Origin of the sequence: Ramlibacter tataouinensis TTB310 (genome assembly GCF_000215705.1) — a bacterium.
GTDB lineage: Bacteria > Pseudomonadota > Gammaproteobacteria > Burkholderiales > Burkholderiaceae_C > Ramlibacter > Ramlibacter tataouinensis.
This window is the reverse complement of record NC_015677.1, coordinates 423243-443282: the sequence shown is the minus strand read 5'-3', so window position 1 is coordinate 443282 and position 20040 is coordinate 423243. Positions and strand designations below refer to the sequence as shown.

Below are 20040 nucleotides of genomic sequence, written 5' to 3'. Positions count from 1 at the left end.
ATGCAGGCCGTGGCGGTTCGGACAGCTGCGCGCTACGGCATCGCCGCCCTGGCGGTGTCCACGGCAGCGGCGCTGGGCCTGCAGCTGCTGGTGGCGCCCTGGACCGGGCCGGGCATGCGCCATGCCGTCTTCTTCATCGCGGTGCTCGCCGCGGCGGCCACGCTGCTGATCGTCGGTTCGCTGCGGCGCGGGCGGGACCGCTCCGAGCGGCGCCGGCGCGACCTGGAGCGCGAGATGGCGGCGCGCCAGCGCAGCGAGGCGATGTTCCGGCGCCTGGCCGAGGCCAACCTGGTGGGCGTCGGCGTGGGCGACCTGCAGGGCCGCGTCAGCTACGTCAACGACGAGATGCTGCGCATGATGGGCCGCACCCGCGCCGACTTCGAGGCCGGGCGGCTCGACTGGCGCGCCGCGCTGGCGCCCGAGTCGGCCCCGGCCCAGGCCCGCGCCGAGGCGGACCTGCTGGCGCAAGGCCAGGGCGGCGGCTACGAGAAGGTGTTCCTGCGGCCCGACGGCGGCCGCACGCCCTTCCTCAGCGCTGGCGCGCTGCTGGAGGACCCCGGCCTGCACATCTCGGTGGCGGTGGACCTGACCGAACGCAAGCAGGCCGAGGAGGCGCTGCGCGCCGCCGACCGCCGCAAGGACGAGTTCCTGGCCACGCTGGCGCACGAACTGCGCAACCCGCTGGCCCCGATCCGCAGCGGCCTGGAGCTGCTGGCGCAGCCCGGCCTGGACGCGCCGACGGCGGCGCGGGCGCGCGCCATCCTGGAGCGCCAGGTCAGCCACATGGTCCGCCTGGTGGACGACCTGCTGGACGTCAGCCGCATCAGCCACGGCCAGGTGCCGCTGCGGCGCAGCCGCGTGGCGCTGGCCGGCGTGCTGCACGGCGCGCTGGAGACCAGCCGGCCGGCGCTGGAGGCGGCCGGCCATGCGCTGGTGCTCGAACTGCCGCCGCAGCCGCTGTGGGTCGACGGCGACGAGGTCCGGCTGGCCCAGGTGTTCGCCAACCTGCTGAACAACGCGGCCCGCTACACCCCGCGCGGCGGCACGGTGCGGCTGTCCCTGGTGGCCGAAGGCCGGCAGGCGGTGGTGCGGGTGCAGGACGACGGCGAAGGCATCCCCGGGCACATGCTGGGCCGCGTGTTCGACCTGTTCGTGCAGGTCGAGCCGTCGCCGCAGCGCCAGGGCGGGCTGGGCCTGGGCCTGGCCCTGGTCAGGAACCTGGTGCAGATGCACGGCGGCGAGGTGCGCGCCGACAGCGCCGGCCCCGGCCATGGCAGCGTGTTCACCGTGCGCCTGCCGCTGGCGCCGGGCGCTGCAGCGGCCCTGCCGGCCCCGGCGGCGGCGTCCGCCGGGCCGGCAGCGGCCGGCGGCCTGCGCATCCTGCTGGCCGACGACCACGTGGACGCGGCGGACGGCATGGCCCTGCTGCTGCGCGCGCTGGGCCACCAGGTCACCTGCGTGCACGACGGCCTGGCAGCGGTGGAGGCCGCGCGCCGGCTGCGGCCGCAGGCGGCGCTGCTGGACATCGGCATGCCGGGTTGCGACGGCTACGAGGCCTGCCGGCGCATCCGGGCGCTGCCGGGCGGCACGGCGGTGCGCCTGGTGGCGCTGACCGGCTGGGGCCAGGAGGGCGACCGCCAGCGCGCCCGCGAGGCCGGCTTCGACCGGCACCTGGTCAAGCCGGCCGATCTGCGCTCGTTGAACCAGGCGCTGTCGGGCTGATCAGTTCAACAGCTGGTCGATCATGCGGATGATGGTGCTGCCGTCCGAGCTGATGCCCAGCCGGCGGCGGGCCTCGCGGATCACCTTGCGCACCGCCTCGGACTCGTCCACGCACAGCGGCCCGGCGACCTTCACGCCGGCCGGCGCGTCCATCCAGACGTCGGTCGGCTGCCGGGTGCACACCTTGGCGTAGGCCCGGTGCCCCCCCGGCTCGGGCACCGTGTAGCAGGCGAAGTAGTAGCCATGGAAGGGGCCGGCGATTTCCTCCAGGGCGGGCGGGTAGAGATCGCCCGGGTCGGGCTGCTGGATCGTCGTGGGCCCTTCCAGCACCGAGGGCAGGCCGCTGGGGGCGCCTACCAGGTAGGGCAGGATGGTCGACAGTCCCTCCCCGGAACGGCGACCCGCGCCCTGCAACGGAGCCCACTTCTTGCTGCCTGTCTTCCTGCCCATGGCAACCAGTATCGCCGCAAGCTCGACAGTAACGAGCATGGGCAAAACCCTGTGAGTAACTGTGAGTAAGAACGTTGCCTAAAGTGCGCCCCCCACCGGCAGCGAACGCGACAGGCAGCCCATCAGCTCGTCGATCGCCAGCGGCTTGACGAAGTGGAAGTCGAAGCCGGCCTCCTGGGCCCGGGTCCGGTCGGCGTACTGCCCCCACCCGGTCAGGGCGATCAGCAGCGGCTTGCCGCCGCTGAAATCGCTGCGGATGCGGCGCGCCGCCTCGTAGCCGTTCATCACCGGCATGCCGATGTCCATGACCACGGCGTCGGGCATCTCGGCCTGCACGCGTTGCACGGCCGCCGCACCGTCGTGCGCCACCGATACCGCCAGGCCATGCAGCGACAGCAGCGCCTCCAGCGTCAGGGCGGCATCGACGTTGTCGTCCACCACCAACACCTTGCGCGGCAAGGCGGCGCCCGCGGCGCCCGCTACGGCCAATCCCGGCTGTGCCCGGCCCTCCTCCACCACCACCGGCAGGCTGAGCAGGAACTCGCTGCCCCGGCCCAGGCCTTCGCTGCGCGCGCTTACCGTGCCGCCGTGCAGCTCGGCGAAGGCGCGCGTCAGGTGCAGCCCCAGGCCCAGGCCACCGGTGGGCTCGCCCACCGTGCGGGCCTGCTCGAACATGTCGAAGATGCGCTCCAGGGAACCGGGCTCCAGCCCCTTGCCGCTGTCGCGGACGGCGAACCGGGCCAGCAGCCCGTCGATCTCCACCACCAGGGCCACGTCGCCCTCGGGCGGCGTGAACTTGGCCGCGTTGACCAGCAGGTTGGCCACGCTCTGCACCAGCCGGGTGTGGTCCGCGAGCAGCGTCACGGGGGCCGGCGGCTGCTCGATGGCCAGGCGGTGGCCCTTCTCGGCGATGGCGGCCTGGGCGATCTCGACGGCGTGCGTCACCACCTGGTCCACCGTCGTCAGCGAGCGCTGCAGCTCCAGCTTGCCGCTGGTGATGCGGGCCACGTCCAGCAGGTCGTCGACCAGCCGCTTGAGGTGGCCGACCTGGCGCTCGACCATGGCCACCAGCCGGGTGGTCTGCGGCGTGGGATGCTGGCGCTCGATGATGGACATGGCGTTGCGGATCGGCGCCAGCGGGTTGCGCAGCTCGTGCGCCAGCGTGGCCAGGAACTCGTCCTTGCGCTGGTTGAGCATGCGCACCTGGTACTGCCGCTCGCGCGCCCGCAAGGCCGACCGGGCGGCGCTGACCAGGGCCATGGTGCGCACCGGCCGCTCCATCAGCGTCACGTTGCCGAGCTGCCCGAGCGCGCGCTGCGCCTCCAGCGAGTCGGCGCCGTGCTTGGCCAGCACCAGGATCGGCAGGTCCGACCAGGCCGGCTGCTGGGCCAGGTAGCGGCCCAGCCCGCCGCGCAGCGCGCCGGCCACGGCTTCTTCCACCACCAGCAGCGCGCCCACGCCCTGCTCGAGCTGGGCGCCGAGCTCGCCGTCCGAGGCGCAGCTGCCGACGTCCAGACCGACCGAACGGAACAGCTTCTCGGCCAGGCGGGCATCCTGTCCCTGCGGGGCGTGGATGAGGATGCGCCGTTCCATCAGTCGGTGTCGTCGTTCGCCGCGGCGGCGAGCGGGACCGGCACGCCGGTCAGCAGCCCGCGGTAGCCGCGCAGCACCTCGCCCACGCGGATGCCCTGCTGCGTGATGGAGAACTCGCGGATGGTGCGCTCGTGCGTGCTGCCGCGTTTCTTGAACACCGACACCGCCTGCCGGATCTCCCCATTGTGCTCGTAGTAGCGCAGCATGAGCACGTTGTCGGCCACGTAGCTCGCGTCCAGCGCGCTGGACATGGTGCCGCCCAGCATGCCTTGCTGCACCCCCACCAGCAGGGTCACCACCTGGTGCTGGCCCAGGTAGGTGAGCAGCTCGTGCAGGTGGGTGGTGAGGAAGCGCTCGTCCGGCACGGCGTTCAGGTAGCCGTTGAGGCTGTCGATCACCACGAACTTGACGCCGCTCTCGACCGCCTGCACCACCGCGGCGGCGAACTGGCCCGGCGTCAGCTCGGCCGGGTCGATCTGCTGCACCCTGAGCAATCCGGCATCGATGGAGTTGCGCAGGTTCATCTGCAGGCCGTCGGCGCGGTGCAGCATGTTGCTGGCCGACTCCTCGAACAGGAACATGGCCGCGCGCTGGCCGCGCCGGTTGGCCGCATCCACGAACTGGGCGGCCAACGACGACTTTCCGGTGCCGGGCGGCCCGACGATCAGGGTGCTGGTGCCCTCCTCCAGGCCGCCGCCCAGCAGCACGTCCAGCGTGGCCAGGCCGCTGTGCACCTGCTCCCGGGCGCCGATGGCGCGCGAGTCGGCCGCCACCAGCCGCGGGTGCACCACCAGGCCGCCCTGTCCCAGGTTGTAGTCGTGCAGGCCGCCCACGAAACCACGGCCCCGGTACTTGACCACGCGCAGGCGCCGCCGCTCCGCGCCGTACTCCTTGACCGCGTGGTCCAGCTGGATCACGCCGTGGGCGATGCTGCGCACCTGCAGGTCGCCGGCGGCCGAGGCGGTGCGGTCGTCCAGCAGCAGCACCGTGACCTGGCGCGAGGAGAAGAACTGCTTGAGCGCGAGCACCTGCCGCCGGTAGCGCAGCGGCGACTCGGCCAGCAGCTGCAGCTCGGACAGCGAATCGAGCACGATGCGGGTGGGCTTGCGCTCTTCCACCACGCCCAGGATCAGTTGCAGCGTGCTGGCGGTCTCGACCTCGGAGGGGTGGAACATCGAGTACTGCTGCTCCGTCGCCAGCAGGTCCTCCTTGGGCAGCACCTCGTGCAGGTGGATGCCGGCCAGGTCCCAGCCATGCCCGCCGGCCACCGCGGCCAGCTCCTCGCGCGACTCGGCCAGGGTGATGTACACCACCGACTCGCCGCGCCGCGCGCCTTCCATCAGGAACTGCAGGCCGGAGGTGGTCTTGCCGCTGCCGGGCTCGCCCTCGACCAGGTAGATGCGGTGGGGGGTGAGACCGCCGCCGAGGATGGTGTCGAGGCCGGGGATGCCGGTGGACAGCAGTCCGGGTTGGTTCGCCGCGTTCATACGCCAGCTCCCTTCGGTAGGAATTGAAATGCAGCGCTGCGAAGAGACATCGACTGCTCGGCGGGGCCCATGGTAGCAAAGCGCTTACGGAAGAGCTGACCTTCCCGGCCCGTGGGCCGGGAAGGTCAGCGCGCCAGCGTGGAAGCGCCGAACAGGCTCTGCACGAACTCGACGGCCAGCTCCGCCGTGCGGTTGCGCACGTCCAGCGCAGGGTTGATCTCCACCACGTCCAGCGAGCCCATGCGGCCGGTGTCGGCGATCATCTCCATGCACAGCTGGATCTCGCGGTAGGTGGGGCCGCCGCGCACGCCGGTGCCCACGCCCGGCGCGTCCATCGGGTCCAGGCAGTCCAGGTCGAAGCTCACGTGCAGGTGCGTGTTGTCGCCGATGTCGTGCAGCGCCTCGGTCATGGTGTTGCGCATGCCGTGCTCGTCGATGTGGCGCATGTCGTAGACCTGCAGCCCCAGCTGGCGGATGGCCTGCTTCTCGTCCCGGTCCACGCTGCGGATGCCGATGAAGTCGATGTCCTGCGGCTCCAGCGCCGCGCGCTCGCCGCTCCAGCCCACCAGGGAGGCCGGGCCGTGGCCCAGCAGGCAGGCCACCGGCATGCCGTGGATGTTGCCGCTGGGGCTGATGGCCTCGGTGTTGACGTCGGTGTGGGCGTCCAGCCAGATCACGCGCAGCTGCTTGCCCTGGCGCCGGCAGTGCCAGGCGACGGCGCTGATGGAGCCGATGGCCAGGCAGTGGTCGCCGCCCATCAGCAGCGGGAACTCGCCCTGCCCCAGCGCCGCGTCGACCGCGTCGAACACCGAGCGGTTCCAGGTGACCACCTCCTGCAGGTGGCGCAGGCCGCCTTCGGGCGCCAGCCCCGGGTTGGGCGGGCCGGCCAGGTTGCCGCGGTCCACCACCGTGAACCGGTGCGCGCGCAGGGCATCGGCCAGGCCCGCCACGCGCAGTGCGTCCGGCCCCATGCCGGCGCCGCGCACGCTGGCGCCCACGTCGGTGGGCGCGCCGATGAGGGCAATGGTCCTGCGGGTCTCGTCCATCGGCCCCATTGTGGCGACAACCGCCGCCGCCGGGGCCGATGTCGAGCAGGCATGCCGTTTGCCCCGTCCCGCTGTATCCACTTTTTACTTGCTGGAGGTTCCATGCTGGCCATGAATTACCGCGGGCCCTACCGCGTCCGCGCCGCCCAGAAGGCGGAGCCCGAGATCGAGCACCCGAACGACGCCATCGTGCGCGTCACCCGCTCATGCATCTGCGGCTCGGACTTGCATCTCTACCATGGCCTGGTACCCGACACCCGCGTGGGCATGACCTTCGGCCACGAGTTCACCGGCGTGGTGGAGGAGGTGGGCCCCTCGGTGCAGAACCTGAAGAAGGGCGACCACGTGCTGGTGCCCTTCAACATCTTCTGCGGCTCCTGTTTTTTCTGCAAGAAGGAGCTCTACGGCAACTGCCACAACACCAACTCGCAGGCCACGGCCGTGGGCGCCATCTACGGCTACTCCCACACCGCCGGCGGCTACGACGGCGGGCAGGCCGAGTACGTGCGGGTGCCCATGGCCGACGTCGGCCCCACGGTGATCCCGCAGGACATGGACGTGGACGACGCGGTGCTGCTGACCGACGCCTTCCCCACCGGCTACCAGGCGGCCGAGATGGGCAGCATCGAGCAGGGCGACACCGTGGTGGTGTTCGGCGCCGGCCCGGTCGGCCTGTTCGCGGCGCGCTCGGCCTGGTTCTTCGGCGCCGGCCGGGTGATCGTGGTCGACCACCTCGAATACCGGCTGGAGTTCGCGCGGGAGTTCGCCCATTGCGAGATCGTGAACTTCAAGGACGTGCGCGACATGGCCATGCACCTGAAGAAGATCACCGACGGGCTGGGGCCGGACGTGTGCATCGACGCCGTGGGCGCCGAGGCCTCCGGCAATGCGATGCAGCGGCTGACCGGCGTGGTGCTGCCCATCCAGGCCGGCGCCGCCACCGCGCTGCACTGGGCCATCAACTCCGTGCGCAAGGGCGGCAACGTCTCCATCGTGGGCGTGTACGGGCCCACCTTCAACGCCGTGCCCATCGGCAACGCGCTCAACAAGGGACTGACGCTGCGCATGAACCAGGCCAGTGTCAAGCGCCACCTGCCGCGGCTGATCGAGCACATCCAGGCCGGGCACATCAAGCCCAGCGAGATCATCACCCACCGCATCCCCATGGAAGAGGTGGCCGACGCCTACCACCTGTTCTCCAGCAAGCTGGACAACTGCATCAAGCCGGTGCTGATCCCACCGAACCGGCACTGACGCAAGGAGGCCCCATGGACACCGTCATCACCCCCTCCACCGACCACCAGGCGCCCCGCTACGCGGACAAGACCGATCCGGTCGAGCACCAGCGGCAGCACGGCCGCACCGCCGAGGACATGTCGCACATCCCCGGCTGGGGCGCCGACCTGGACCGTGCCAACCGGCCCGCCGTGCCGATGGAGCGCACCCCGCCGCGGCTGGACAACGTGCACTGGGACGCGCCGGCGCAGCAGCAACCCAAGGTCAAGGTCTACCACTCCATCGAGCGGCCCGGCATCACGCCGGTGTTCGGCACCAGCGCCCCGCCGGCGGGGCTGTCGGGCAAGCTGCGCGACGTCGCCTACCGGTTCAGCGAGAACGACATCCGGCACTGGATGATCCTGCTGGCAGCCGACCGCGTGAACGTGGGCGAGGGCCTGCTCTCGGACCTGGCGCACGGCCACATCCCCAACATCCTGGGCGAGATGGGCGCGGGCGCGGAGTGGCGCCACAACCGGGCCGGCTTCGTCCGGAAGGCCGTGGTGGCCTCCGCCGCGGTCGGGCTGGCGGTCTACCTGCTGCGGCGCCGGCGCTGAGTTTGGTGGTGCGGCAGGTATCCTGCCGCGCCATGAACACCCTCACCGCCCTGCCGCTCTCGCTGCAGACCATCGCGCTGCTCGTCGCGAGCAACGTCTTCATGACCCTGGCCTGGTACGGCCACCTGAAGAACCTGGCCACCGCGCCCTGGTACGTGGCGGCGCTGGTGAGCTGGGGCATCGCGCTGGCCGAGTACCTGCTGCAGGTGCCGGCCAACCGCATCGGCTACCAGCAGGCCGGCTTCAGCGTGGGCCAGCTCAAGATCATGCAGGAGGTGATCACGCTGGCCGTGTTCGTGCCCTTCGCGGTGTTCTACCTGAAGGAGCCGCTCAAGCTCGACTACCTGTGGGCGGCGTTGTGCATGGTGGGCGCCGTGTACTTCATCTTCCGCAGCGCCTGAAGCCGGCGCCGCCGGGCCTCACATGGGGCGGATGCCCTGCCCCACCGGCAGCCAGCGCAGCACCTTGGCCAGGCCATCGCGGCCGCTGGCGGCACGGCCCACCAGCGCGGTGGCGGCGACCATGCCCAGGGTGCGCACCACCGGCGAGCGGTGGCTGCGCGAGACCCACCACACGCCGAGCCCGGCGGCCAGGGTCAGCCAGTGCTCGCCGGGGATGCCGGGCCGCATGTCGTCGTAGCGCTTGAGCTTGGCCAGGGGGGATTCTTGGGAGGTGTCGTTCATGGCGCGGTCGGTGCAAGCAGAGGATGGCCCATCGTAAGAATGCTTAGCATGCGAGCACGTAGGAGACCGCCCTTTCCCCGGCGCGTGCCTGCGAACCTTGGTAACGACACTTTGCCAAAGCAGCGTTTGCTCACCAAGATGATGCGAAAGGGCCATTCCGGCATGGCCATGGCCCGCCGCACACTGCCTGCCATGGCCCCCTCCACCGCGCAGTTCACCCCCGAAGAACTGAAGCTGTTGCTTGACGCGCTGCTGGACGCCCGGCTGGTGCTCAGCGCCATCGACGGCGGCACGCTGCAGCCGCCGTTCGAGGAGCCGCAGATCAAGCTCGAGCTGGGCGACGAGATCAACCGGCTCGAAGCCGCGCTGATGCTGGTCGCCACGTCCTGAGGCCCCCGCGCCACGCGCGGGCCGGGGCTCAGCCGGAAGCGCCCGCCAGGCGGAACACGGCCCGGCGCCGGCCCACTGGGGTGCCGCGCACGCTGAGGAGGGTTTCGGCGCGCCAGGGCTGCAGCGCCGCACGCTGCTCCGCGTCCAGCCAGCCCAGCTGCTCCATCACCTCGACGCTGGCAGCCTGCGCCGCCAGCTTGCTGCCGTCGGCGACCTTGAGCGCAAAGGCCTGGCGGCGGGACCGGCTGCCCACCACCTGCACGCCGTCGGCCCCCACCTTGCTCACCCAGTCGCCACGGCCGGCCTGCATGAAGGCCAGGTCGTTGCGGCCGCTGCCCGAGACCAGCTCGGGATGCGACGTCATCGCCTGCGCGAGCAGGGCGAAGCTCTCGCCGAACTCGGGATCGGCCGCGCCGCTGGCCAGCCGGGCATAGCCGCGCGCGAGGTGGGCCAGCGGCAGGGCGTAGTTGGGCGCCGAGCAGCCGTCGATGCCCATCCTCAATTCCTGCGGCGCCATCCCGACGGCGCGCGCCACGTCGCGCCGGATCGCCTGCTGCAGCGGGTGGTCGGGCGCGAGATAGCTGTCCAGCGCCAGCCCGTGCTGCACGCAGTACGCCAGGAAGCCCGCATGCTTGCCGCTGCAGTTGTGGTGGCGCTCGTCCACCCGGGCCGGCGCCGGGCCCAGGCCCAGCTCCACGAACATCGGGACATGGCAGCCGCAGCGCAGCGCCTGGTGGCGCAGGCCGGCCTTGGCCAGCATGCCGTCGACGGTGGCCACGTGCACGGCTTCGCCGCTGTGGCTGGCGCACAGCAGCGCGAGCTCGGGCGCGCCGAAGCCGAACTGCCGCGCACCGCCGCCCTGGATGAAGGGCAGCGCCTGCAGCGCCTTGAGCGTGGAGCGGCTGAAGGTGAGCCAGCGCGCGTCGCCGGCATGGGCCAGCAGCCGGCCCTGGGCATCGGCCACCGCCACTGCACCGAAGTGCACGCACTCCAGCGTGCCGCCGCGGTCGGTTTCGACCAGGGGCACCAAGGACGTCATCGGATGAGCCCCGGCAGCCACAGCGAGATCGCCGGGAAGGCGCACAGGATCACCAGCCGCACCAGGTCCACCGCGATGAAGGGCATGGTGCCGCGGTAGATGCGGCCCAGCGTGATGTCGCGCGCGATGGAGTTGATGACGAACACGTTGATGCCCACCGGCGGGCAGATCATGCCGAAGGTCACGGCCATCACGATGATGACGCCGAACCACACCGGGTCGAACCCCAGCTGCATCATGGCCGGGAACACGATGGGCACCGTGAGCAGGATCATGGCCAGCTCGTCCATGATGGCGCCCAGGACGAAGTAGCCCAGCATGATCAGCGCCAGCACGCCGTAGGGGCCGATCGGCAGGCCGACCAGGAAGCCCACGGCCTTCTGCGTGAACTGGGTGATGGTCAGGAAGTAGCCGAACAGGAAGGCGCCGATCACGATCATCATGATGGCCGAGGACACGCGCAGCGTGTCGATCAGCGCGGCGCGGATCCCGGCCCAGCCCAGGCGCCCGCGCGCCAGGCCGATCAGCAGCGTGCCCGCCGCGCCGATGCCGGCCGCCTCCTCCACCGTGAACAGGCCGCCGTAGATGCCGCCCAGCACGAACACGAACAGCAGCAGCACCGCCCACAGCGAGCGCAGCGAGGCCAGGCGCTCGCGCCAGCCGTGCGCCTGGCCGCGCGGCATCACGTCGGGCCGGCGCCAGCCGATGAACTGCACCACGCCGAAGTAGAAGGCCACCGCCAGCAGGCCGGGGATCAGGCCGGCCGCGAACAGCCGGGTGATGTCGGTCTCGGTCATGATGCCGTACAGCACCAGGATCACCGAGGGCGGGATCATGATGCCCAGCGTGCCGCCGGCGGCCACCAGGCCGGCCGACAGCCCGGGGTGGTAGCCGGCGCGCCGCATCTCGGGCAGGGCCACCTGCGCCATGGTCGCGGCGGTCGCCACCGAGGAGCCGTTGATGGCGGCGAAGCCGGCGCAGGCCGCCACCGACGCCATCGCCAGCCCGCCGCGCAGGTGCCCCAGCCAGGCGCGGCCGGCGGCGAACAGCTCGGTGCTCATGCCCGAGCGCGAGGCGAACGCGCCCATCAGGATGAACATCGGGATGACGCTGAGGTTGTAGTCGGTCACCACCGACAGCGGCACGTTGGCCAGCAGGTTCAGCCCCGGCTTGAGGCCGGACAGGCCGGCGAAGCCCGCCACGCCGGCGATGCCCATGGCGATGCCGATGGGCACGCGCAGTGCCATCAGGGCGAACATGCCCAGGAAGCCCAGCAGGGCGACCAGGTCACGGTCCATCGGATGCTTTCGGCGCCGCCGGCGCGTCCAGGGCGGGCGGCTCCAGCAGCGCCTCGCGGCCGCGCAGCAGCAGGACCAGCCGCACCGCCGCCAGCACCGCGGCCACGGTCATGCCCACGGCGGCGACCGCGTAGAAGTTCACCAGCGGCAGCCGCAGGTCCATGGTGCCCTGGGTGCCGGTGCTGCCCACCTTGACCCAGACCATCCAGGCCAGGGGCGCCAGGAAGGCCAGCGTGACCGCGGTGGCCGCGACGTCCAGCGCGCGGCGGCCGCGCGGGCGCAGGTGCTCCCACACGATGTCCACGCAGATGTGGCTGCCGTAGCAGGTGGCCAGGGCCAGGCCCCAGAACAGGGCGATGCCCTGGAGCATGCGCGAGCCGTCGTACCAGTCGGGGATCTGCACGCTGAAGACGTCGCGCAGCAGCACGTTGCCGGCGGTCAGCAGCGCGATCAGCAGCAGGAACAGGGCGGCCACCGTCTCGGCGGCCGACAGCAGCCGGCGCATCGCCCTCAGTTGCCGGCCTTGCGGGCGTCCAGTTCCTTGCGCAGCTCGGCCAGCGCCTGCTTGCCGTTGGCGCCCGCCTTGTCGACGCCCTGCACCCACTGGCCGTACAGCGGCTCGGCGGCCTTCTTCCAGGCATCGAGCTGCGCCGGCGTGAGCTTGACGATGGTGTGGCCGGCCGCCTTCTCCAGCTTGGCCTGGCCGGAGTCCTCGTCGTCGCCCCAGGCCGCGCCCACCTTGGCCGCCCATTCGTTGCTGCAATGGTCGTCGATCACCTTCTTCTGCGAGGCGCCCAGCTTGTCGTACCAGCCCTTGTTCACCACCCAGGCGAAGTCCGAGGCGTACAGGCGCATGTCGGTGTGGTACTTCACGGCCTTGTCGATGCCGAAGCTGAGGATGGAGCCCCAGGGGAAGGAGATCGCGTCGGCCACGCCCTTCTCGAGCGCGTCGCGCGCCTCGGGCGCCGACACCTGCACGTTGGTGGCGCCCAGGAGCGTCATGAACTGCGCGTTGGTGCCGTTGGACGAGCGGATCTTCATGCCCTTGAGCTGCCCCGGCTCGGTGATCGGCTTCTTGGCGTGCAGGGTGCCCACGTGCAGGTGGGCGAAGCAGAACTTCACGTCCTTCATCTCGGTGCCGGCGTACCTGCGGTACCAGGCATCCAGCGCCGCCGAGCCCGGGCCCGGCTTGGCGACCAGGAAGGGCAGCTCGCCGGCGGCGATGAGCGGGAAGCGGCCGGCCTGGTAGCCGGGGTTGGCCCAGGTCACGTCGGCGATGCCGTCGCGCGCCATGTCGTAGTGGTCGGCGGCCTTGCCCAGCTGCTGCGAGGGGAAGAACACGACCTTGATCGAGCCCTTGGAGGCGGCCTCCACCGACTTGGCCCAGGGCTCGAAGCCGTTGCGCGCCAGCGAGTGGTTGGCCGGCAGCCAGTGGGCGAACTTCAGTTCGACCGGCTTGTCCTGGGCGAAGGCGCCGGCGGCGCAGGCCGCCAGGACGGCGGCGGCGGCAAGACGCAGGCAGGAAGGAAGGCGGGCGCGCATGGCTGTCTCCTTGTGCGGGAAAGGGAGAGAGAGGGAGGGTCGAGGCGCGATCATGCGCGCCGGGCCGGCCACGCGCGATTGGCGTTTTCCCGTGCCTGAACGTTATGTCCTTGAACCTTTTTCCCTGCTGCGGCGCGGGTTTGCGGGCGCCCGGGATGTCAGCGCAGACCGTCGCGCTCGTCGGCAGCGGCCAGCAGCTCGGCAAAGCGGCGCTCGCATTCCTGCTCCAGCGACCGGAGCCGGGCCAGGACCTCGTCCACGGTCTGGGCCGCGGCGCCGGGCCGTTCGCGCGCGATCCGCAGCAGGTTGCGCTGCCTGCCAAGCGCGTCCCGCGCGGCGGACCAGGCCTGGAACGCCTGGCTGAGTCTTTCGTCCGGATCCACGCCTACGCCTGTGAGGCCAAAGACCTTGCCGGAAACGGCACCGACCGCCGCGCGGGGGCGACTCCTAGAATGCGCGGGTACGAAATCCCCCGCAGGCACGCGTAAATGATTCGAGAGCTTGACACCGTAACGTTGACCTTCTCACTGTGGGAGGAATCGCGCCGGGAGCTGCTGGAGCTGGAGGAGCGCCTGATCGCGATGCGCCGCAGCGGGCCCATCGATCCCAAGGAACTCGATGTGCTGGATGCCGAGATCGCGGTGCTGCGCGTCAAGACCGAGCGTCTGCTGGGACAGGCCATCGAGGCGCTGCGCGAACTGCGGCAGGCGCAACCTCGGGGCCACGGCTGAACCAGGCCCGCGCCTAGGCATGACCCCACCGGCCGCCGGCAGCGGCACGCTGGGCCAGCTCCCGGCAGAACCGGACGAACGCCGGGAACTCGTCGGCCTTCTGGAACACGGCATGCGCCCCCAGCCGCAGGCAGTGCTCGCGGATCCCCGGCGTCACGTAATTGCTCAACACGACGATGGTGCCGAAGGGGGAATCCGCGCGGCACTGCCGGATCAGCCGCATGCCCGTTCCCTGCTGCAGGATCAGGTCGATCACGGCCAGCCCCCAGTCCTGCGCGTGGCACGCCAGCCACTGCTTGGCCTCGGCCTCGGTCGTCAGCTCGGCGAGCACCCGGAAGCCCTCGTCCCCCAGCACCTGCAGCAGGGCGGCGCGCTGGGTCAGCGAATCTTCCACAACCACGACAGGCACGATCATGCGCGACAGGCTCCGGCAACGGGCACCCGACAGGGCGCGAATCAGGGCAAGGGGATGAGCGTTCAGCTCACGCTTGGTGGGCACCGCAGCGGGCCTGCGTGCGGGACCGTGCGACGGAAAAAGGGGCGACGATAAAAGCTAAATGCTCGGCTGTATGTAGGACAGCATCCGACGGTCCTTGAAGGACAGGTCAAGGGAAGCGCCGGACGGGTCCCTTACCACGCGGTCGCCGGGCGTCGCCGCGGTCACGTCCTAACCCGTGTCCTCTGGCCCTGGCGCCTGCCGGCTCAATCGGGTCAGCAGCGCGGTCAGTTCGGCCGGGTCCACCGGCTTGACGAAATGGTGGTCGAAGCCGGCGGCGCGCGACTGCGCGATGTCGTGCGCCTGCCCATAGCCGGTCAGCGCGATGAAGGTCGCGCGCCGCGGCGCAGGCAAGGCGCGCAGCTGGCGCGCCAGCTCGTAGCCGTCCATCACCGGCAGGCCGATGTCCAGCACGTACACCTCCGCCGGCTGGCGCGACGCGGCCGCCAGCGCCTGGGCCGCGCCGGTCTTGACCACCACCCGGTGACCCTCCATCTCCAGCCAGATACCCAGCGACACGGCGGCGTCGACGTTGTCGTCCACCACCAGGATGGACAGGCTGCGCGCCGTCACGGGCGCGGCCTTTTCGGCCGGCGCTGGCGCCCCTGCCGCCTCGGGGCTGAGCGGCAGCGTCACGGTGAAGCTGCTGCCGCAGCCGCGCCCCTCGCTGCGCGCCAGCACGCTGCCGCCGTGCAGCTCCACCAGGCTCCTGACCAGGGCCAGCCCCAGCCCCAGGCCGCCCTGCGAGCGGTCGGGCGTGCGCTTGGCCTGGGTGAACAGGTCGAACACGTGCGGCAGCAGCGCCGCGTCGATGCCCGTGCCGTTGTCCGACACGCGGATCGAGGCCGCGCCGCCTTCGAGCGCCAGCGCCACGGTGATGGCGCCGCCCTCCGGCGTGTACTTGGCCGCGTTGTTCAACAGGTTGGACACCACCTGCACCAGCCGCACCCGGTCGCCCGTCACCTGGGCCGGCCCCGGCGGCAGGTGCACGGTGACCTGGTGGCGGTGCGATTCGATGTGCGGCCGCGCCTGCTCCAGCGCGCTGTGCACCACCTGCTTGAGGTCCACCGGCTTGCGCTCGATCTGCGCCAGGCCGCGCGTGACCCGGGACACATCCAGCAGGTCGTCGACCAGCGCCGTCATGTGCCTGACCTGCCGGCCTATCAGCTCGCTGGACTGCAGCACGCGCTCGGGGTCGCGCGCGGTCAGCTTGAGCAGCTGCGCGGCGGTGCTGATCGGCGCCAGCGGGTTGCGCAGCTCGTGCGCCAGCATGGCCAGGAACTCGTCCTTCTGCCGGTTGGCGGCCTGCAGGTCCTCGCGCGCCAGCTTCTGGTCGTGGATGTCGGTGCAGGTGCCCATCCAGCGCAGCACGGTCCCGGCGTCGTCGCGCACCGGCAGCGCCCGCGCCAGCACCCACCGGTAGTCGCCCGAGCGGTGGCGCAGCCGCAGCTCGGTCTCGTAGGGCTGGCCGGTGGCCAGGCAGCGCTGCCACGCGGCCCGGGCCTGCGCGCGGTCCTGCGGGTGCAGCACCTCGTCCCAGGGCTCGAAGCCGTCCGCGGCCGGCTCCAGGCCGGTGAAGTCGTACCAGCGCTGGTTGTGGTAGTCGTCGCGGCCGTCCGGCAGGCGCGACCACACCATCTGCGGCATGGCGTCGGCGACGGTCCTGAACCGGGCCTCGCTCTCGCGCAGCGCCGCCTCGGCCCTGACCTGCGCGCCCAGCTGGTGCTCGCTCTCGCGCAGCAGCAGCACGTTGACGACGTTGCGCGCCAGCCTGGCCAGCGCCTCGCGGCCGCGCTCGTCGAGCCGGCCGGGGCGGTCGCCGATGACGCACAGCGTGCCGATGCGCTCGCCGTCGGGCATCACCAGCGGCATGCCCGCGTAGTGCACCACGTGCGGTTCGCCGGCCACGAGGGGGTTGCCCGCGAAGCGCTGGTCGCCGCGCGCGTCCTCCACCTCGAACAGCCCCTCGCCGCCGATCGCATGCCCGCAGAACGAGATGCCGCGCGGCGTGCCGCCGCCCTGGGGCAGGCCGACCGCCGACTTCCACCACTGGCGGTCCCGGTCCACCAGCGAGATCAGCGCGATGGGCATGCCGGTGAGCGAGGCGGCCAGCTCGGTGATCGCGTCCAGCACCGCCTCGGGGCCGGTGTCCAGCAGGTCCAGCCGGCGCAGGCGGCGCAGGCGGCGCTCCTCATCGTCCGGCACGGGTGGCGACTGCATGGTGGACGCCTCGTCTGGCTGCAATGGCAGGTGGAAACCAACATACCACGGCAGCGGCCGCTTGTCGCGCGGGCCGACCCGCGGCCTGCTCGGCCGCCTCCAGCCCGGCAGGTCGACTCCCGGACAATGCCGGCATGGACGCCTGGTAACCCCCCACTTCGCAGTACAGACCATGAGCACCTCCCTCCCCGCCCCGGCCGCGTCCGGCCTGCCGCCCTTCCGCGCCATCGCCGACCTGGTGCGCGAGCACGCCCTGGCGCGGCCGCGGCACACCGCGCTGATCCAGGGCGAGCGCCGCCTGCCCTGGGGCGAGCTGGACGCCCTGGCCGACCGCGTCGCCGCCAGCCTGCAGCGCGATGGCGTGCAGCCGCGCCAGAGCGTCGCGGTCTGCGCGGCCAACGGCGTCGAGTACGTGGCGGTGTTCCTGGGCGCGCTGCGCGCCGGCGTGGCCGTGGCGCCGCTGCCCACCGGCTCGCTGCCGCAGCAGCTGGCGGGCATGGTGGCCGACAGCGGCGCGCAGCGCCTGTTCGTCGACGCCGCCACGCCCGCCTTCGGCACGCCCGGCGTGCCGCGAACCGCGCTGGACGGCAGCGCCGGCGCGGGCCAGCCGCTGGCGCAATGGCTGGCGCCGGCCGGCTCCCGCCCGCAGCCCGTCGTGGTCGAGCCGAACTGGCCCTTCAACATCATCTACTCCTCCGGCACCACCGGCATGCCCAAGGGCATCGTGCAGCCGCATGCCATGCGCTGGGCCCACGTGGGCCGCGCCGCCGCCGGCGGCTACGGCACCGACACCGTGGCCCTGCTGGCCACCTCGCTGTGCTCCAACACCACGCTGGTGTGCTTCTTCCCTGCCCTCGCCACGGGCGGCACCGTCGCCTTGTACGAAGGCCGGTTCGACGCAGGCCGCTACCTGCAGCTGGCCGAACGGGTGCGCGCCACCCACGCCATGCTGGTGCCGGTGCAGTACCAGCGGCTGATGGCGCATCCGCAGTTCGACCGCTTCGACCTGTCGTCCTTCCGCATGAAGTTCTGCACCAGCGCGCCCTTCGCCGCCGCGCTCAAGGCCGACGTGCTGGCGCGCTGGCCCGGCGGGCTGGTCGAGTACTACGGCATGACCGAGGGCGGCGGCACCTGCATCCTGGAGGCGCACAACTTCCCGCACAAGCTGCACACCGTGGGCCGGCCCGCCGACGGCCACGACATCCGCCTGATCGCCGAGGACGGGCGCGAGGTGCCGCCGGGCGGCATCGGCGAGGTGGTGGGCCGCTCGGCCTCCATGATGACCGGCTACCACGGCCAGCCGGGCAGGACGCGCGAGGCCGAGTGGCACGACGGCGAGGGCCGGCGCTACATCCGCACCGGCGACGTGGGCCGCTTCGACGCCGACGGCTTCCTGACGCTGCTGGACCGGCGCAAGGACATGGTGATCAGCGGCGGCTTCAACATCTACCCCAGCGACCTGGAGGCCGTGCTGCGCCGGCATCCCGGCGTGGCCGACGTGGCGGTGGTGGGCGTGCCCTCGGCCGAGTGGGGCGAGACGCCGGTGGCCTTCGTGGTGCCCGCCGCCGGCGCGCCGGACGCCCGGGCCTTGCGCGCCTGGGCCAACGAGCGCCTGGGCAAGACGCAGCGGCTGGCGGATGTGCGCCTGCTGGACGAGCTGCCGCGCAGCGACATCGGCAAGGTGCTCAAGCGCCAGCTGCGCGAGGACTACGGTGCCGGCACACCCTGATCAGCGGCGTTCGCGGCGGAACACGTAGCCGCCGTGGTGAAAGACGTCATGGCGCGGGCTGCTGTCGGGTGAGCCCCCGCTCGGCAAGCAGTTCCTGCAGCGCCTGCGAGGCTTCGATCGCGCGCGGGAACCCGGCCGGCACGGTGACGAGGTAGACGATCTCCTTGAGTTCGTCGGGCGGGACCCCGGCGTCCAGGGCATAGCCCGCGTGGGTCTTGAAGAAGCCGCGCAGTCCCAGCGAGGCGAAGGCGGCCATCGCCGCCAGTTGGCGCGTGCGCGCGTCCAGCACCTGCCGGCCCCACACATCGCCCAGTGCGTAGCCTGCCGTGGCCTCGGCCAGGAACGGGAATTCCTTGCGCATCGCCTCGTAGACCGGTTGCTGCCGCCCCTGGTTGAGCTGGTTCAGGAGGGCTTCGCCCCGCTCGACGCGCGGGTCGGCGGCGTGGCCGCCGGCAGGCCAGAGCGCCAGGCAGGACAGGCCCGCGGCCAGCAGCGCTCTCGGTGCCTGCCTCGTGATGTCGGAAACGATGGGCATCGGGAAACTCCTTCAGACAGGGATGGGGTGCCGTCACTGTAGGAAGTCCACCGCCCGGCGCGGTCGCCCGAAGTTGCGGGGTTCTTGCCCGATCCTGCAAACCGTGGCCGCGCCGCGCGGTCCAGCCCGTGGCACAGGTCCTAGGCCTGGCGCTCTCGCCACGCGCGCAGTTCCCTGGACGGCGGCGCGCCGAACAGGCGCGCGTACTCGCGGCTGAACTGCGAGGGGCTCTGGTAGCCGACCCGGTACGCGGCCGTGGCGGCGTCGAGGCGCTCGCCCACCATCAGCCGGCGGGCCTCCACCAGCCGCAGGCGCTTCTGGTACTGCAAGGGGCTCATCGCGGTGACCGCCTTGAAGTGGTGGTGCAAGGATGAGCCGCTCATGTGGGCGGCGCGCGCCAGGTCGTCGATGCGCAGCGGATCGGCATAGCGCTCGCGCAGCAGCGCTATGGCGTGGGCGATGCGAGACGCCTGGCTGGCGCCATGGCCCATCGCCGCCAGGCGCCAGCCCTGCGGGCCGGCGAACAGGCGGTACAGGATCTCGCGCGTCACCAGCGGCGCCAGCGCGGCGATGTCGCGGGGCGTCTCCAGCAGGCGCACCAGCCGCAGCACGGCATCGAGCAGCGCCGCGTCCACCGCACCGACGAACAGGCCGCGCCCGCCCTCCTCCTGCGCGGCCCGGTCGGCCGCGCCGGCGCCAGCCGCCGCTGCGGACCACTCCAGCGCGCAGCGGGCCAGCTCAGCCGCGGTGAAGTCCAGCCGGACGCACAGGTACGGCTGCTGTCCGCTGGCCCGCACCACCTGGGCCATCACCGGCAGGTCCTGCGCCACGACGAGGTAGCTGGAGGCATCGTAGGCGTAGAGCTCATCGGCCAGCATCAGCTGCTTGGCGCCTTGCACGATGAGGCACAGCGCCGGCTGGTGGACCGCGTGCACCGGCGCGCAGGGCGCGGACAGCCTCAGCAGCTTGAGGCCAGCAACCGCGGTGGCGTGCTCGCCGTCGTGCCGGGCGACGCGCTGCACGGCACCGGCAAGCTCCGCGGTTGCGCGCGCAAGCGGCGTCGGCGCCGGGCCGTCGGCGGCAGCCGTCGGGGAGTCCGGCAGGGTCAGGGCTGGCATGGTCCGCAGTCTAAGGCGCCGCGGCCGGTACGGTGTGCGCGTGCCTCGCAGGATCGGGCAAGCATGGGCCAGCAATGGGCTACCGCCTGCGCCGCGTGCCGGCCTACGCTGGCGGGCCGCTGGCGACAG

21 protein-coding genes are annotated in these 20040 nt (G+C 71.9%); 7 read left to right on the top strand and 14 right to left on the bottom strand.

What is annotated here, in order from left to right:
• A complete protein-coding gene (locus tag RTA_RS02205) occupies positions 1 to 1722 on the top strand; it encodes a hybrid sensor histidine kinase/response regulator (protein WP_013899740.1) in 1722 nt (573 codons plus the stop codon).
• Here RTA_RS02205 and RTA_RS02200 read toward each other — a convergent pair whose 3' ends face one another.
• The 4 genes from RTA_RS02200 to rocF form a co-directional block, all read right to left on the bottom strand.
• Entirely contained in the window at positions 1723 to 2172 is a 450-nt protein-coding gene (locus RTA_RS02200; RefSeq protein WP_143762885.1) for a hypothetical protein, read from the bottom strand.
• A 78-nt stretch (positions 2173 to 2250) separates the two neighbouring features.
• On the bottom strand, positions 2251 to 3765 hold the full coding sequence (locus RTA_RS02195; RefSeq protein ID WP_013899738.1) for a hybrid sensor histidine kinase/response regulator: 1515 nt from the start codon (positions 3763 to 3765) through the stop codon (positions 2251 to 2253).
• On the bottom strand, positions 3765 to 5252 hold the full coding sequence (locus RTA_RS02190) for an ATPase domain-containing protein (protein WP_013899737.1): 1488 nt from the start codon (positions 5250 to 5252) through the stop codon (positions 3765 to 3767). The genes RTA_RS02195 and RTA_RS02190 overlap by 1 nt, the downstream gene beginning before the upstream one ends.
• Before the next feature lie 125 nt (positions 5253 to 5377).
• Entirely contained in the window at positions 5378 to 6298 is a 921-nt protein-coding gene (gene rocF / locus RTA_RS02185) for an arginase (RefSeq protein ID WP_041674973.1), read from the bottom strand.
• A gap of 102 nt (positions 6299 to 6400) precedes the next feature.
• Here rocF and RTA_RS02180 point away from each other — a divergent pair, with 102 nt between their 5' ends.
• The 3 genes from RTA_RS02180 to RTA_RS02170 are packed head-to-tail and all read left to right on the top strand — an operon-like array spanning position 6401 to position 8531.
• Positions 6401 to 7552 carry a zinc-dependent alcohol dehydrogenase gene (locus RTA_RS02180; protein WP_013899735.1) on the top strand — a complete coding sequence of 384 codons (1152 nt, stop codon included), beginning with the start codon at positions 6401 to 6403 and terminating at the stop codon, positions 7550 to 7552.
• Between the two features lie 14 nt (positions 7553 to 7566).
• Complete coding sequence (locus RTA_RS02175) at positions 7567 to 8130, top strand: hypothetical protein (protein ID WP_013899734.1); 564 nt, start codon at positions 7567 to 7569, stop codon at positions 8128 to 8130.
• A gap of 32 nt (positions 8131 to 8162) precedes the next feature.
• Positions 8163 to 8531, top strand: coding sequence for a DMT family protein (locus tag RTA_RS02170; protein ID WP_013899733.1), 369 nt, complete (start codon positions 8163 to 8165; stop codon positions 8529 to 8531).
• An 18-nt stretch (positions 8532 to 8549) separates the two neighbouring features.
• Here RTA_RS02170 and RTA_RS02165 read toward each other — a convergent pair whose 3' ends face one another.
• Complete coding sequence (locus RTA_RS02165; RefSeq protein WP_013899732.1) at positions 8550 to 8813, bottom strand: hypothetical protein; 264 nt, start codon at positions 8811 to 8813, stop codon at positions 8550 to 8552.
• 192 nt (positions 8814 to 9005) lie between these two features.
• Here RTA_RS02165 and RTA_RS02160 point away from each other — a divergent pair, with 192 nt between their 5' ends.
• Positions 9006 to 9203 carry a hypothetical protein gene (locus RTA_RS02160; RefSeq protein WP_143762884.1) on the top strand — a complete coding sequence of 66 codons (198 nt, stop codon included), beginning with the start codon at positions 9006 to 9008 and terminating at the stop codon, positions 9201 to 9203.
• Between the two features lie 28 nt (positions 9204 to 9231).
• Here RTA_RS02160 and RTA_RS02155 read toward each other — a convergent pair whose 3' ends face one another.
• The 5 genes from RTA_RS02155 to RTA_RS02135 all read right to left on the bottom strand — a co-directional run bounded on the left by RTA_RS02155 (position 9232) and on the right by RTA_RS02135 (position 13465).
• A complete protein-coding gene (locus RTA_RS02155) occupies positions 9232 to 10242 on the bottom strand; it encodes an asparaginase (protein WP_013899730.1) in 1011 nt (336 codons plus the stop codon).
• The gene (locus RTA_RS02150) at positions 10239 to 11540 is read right to left on the bottom strand and encodes a TRAP transporter large permease (RefSeq protein WP_013899729.1); all 1302 of its coding nucleotides are present in this window, start codon (positions 11538 to 11540) and stop codon (positions 10239 to 10241) included. Before RTA_RS02150 ends, RTA_RS02155 begins: the two co-directional genes overlap by 4 nt.
• Positions 11530 to 12045, bottom strand: coding sequence for a TRAP transporter small permease (locus tag RTA_RS02145; protein ID WP_013899728.1), 516 nt, complete (start codon positions 12043 to 12045; stop codon positions 11530 to 11532). Before RTA_RS02145 ends, RTA_RS02150 begins: the two co-directional genes overlap by 11 nt.
• Positions 12046 to 12050: 5 nt before the next feature.
• Positions 12051 to 13082 (bottom strand): TRAP transporter substrate-binding protein, encoded by a 1032-nt coding sequence (locus RTA_RS02140; protein WP_013899727.1) that lies wholly within the window; start codon positions 13080 to 13082, stop codon positions 12051 to 12053.
• Positions 13083 to 13240: 158 nt separating this feature from the next.
• Complete coding sequence (locus RTA_RS02135) at positions 13241 to 13465, bottom strand: hypothetical protein (RefSeq protein WP_013899726.1); 225 nt, start codon at positions 13463 to 13465, stop codon at positions 13241 to 13243.
• Between the two features lie 132 nt (positions 13466 to 13597).
• Between RTA_RS02135 and RTA_RS02130 the strand changes: the two genes are divergently transcribed.
• Positions 13598 to 13813, top strand: coding sequence for a hypothetical protein (locus RTA_RS02130; RefSeq protein WP_041674971.1), 216 nt, complete (start codon positions 13598 to 13600; stop codon positions 13811 to 13813).
• A 13-nt stretch (positions 13814 to 13826) separates the two neighbouring features.
• Here the strand turns inward: RTA_RS02130 and RTA_RS02125 are convergent, their stop codons facing one another.
• On the bottom strand, positions 13827 to 14228 hold the full coding sequence (locus RTA_RS02125) for a response regulator (protein ID WP_013899724.1): 402 nt from the start codon (positions 14226 to 14228) through the stop codon (positions 13827 to 13829).
• Positions 14229 to 14480: 252 nt separating this feature from the next.
• Positions 14481 to 16529, bottom strand: a complete 2049-nt coding sequence (locus tag RTA_RS02120; protein ID WP_013899723.1) for an ATP-binding protein — start codon at positions 16527 to 16529, stop codon at positions 14481 to 14483.
• 172 nt (positions 16530 to 16701) lie between these two features.
• Here RTA_RS02120 and RTA_RS02115 point away from each other — a divergent pair, with 172 nt between their 5' ends.
• The gene (locus tag RTA_RS02115; protein WP_013899722.1) at positions 16702 to 18258 is read left to right on the top strand and encodes a class I adenylate-forming enzyme family protein; all 1557 of its coding nucleotides are present in this window, start codon (positions 16702 to 16704) and stop codon (positions 18256 to 18258) included.
• 46 nt (positions 18259 to 18304) lie between these two features.
• Here the strand turns inward: RTA_RS02115 and RTA_RS02110 are convergent, their stop codons facing one another.
• Complete coding sequence (locus RTA_RS02110; protein ID WP_013899721.1) at positions 18305 to 18793, bottom strand: carboxymuconolactone decarboxylase family protein; 489 nt, start codon at positions 18791 to 18793, stop codon at positions 18305 to 18307.
• 140 nt (positions 18794 to 18933) lie between these two features.
• A complete protein-coding gene (locus RTA_RS02105) occupies positions 18934 to 19911 on the bottom strand; it encodes an AraC family transcriptional regulator (protein ID WP_041674970.1) in 978 nt (325 codons plus the stop codon).
• Between the last annotated feature and the right edge of the window lie 129 nt (positions 19912 to 20040).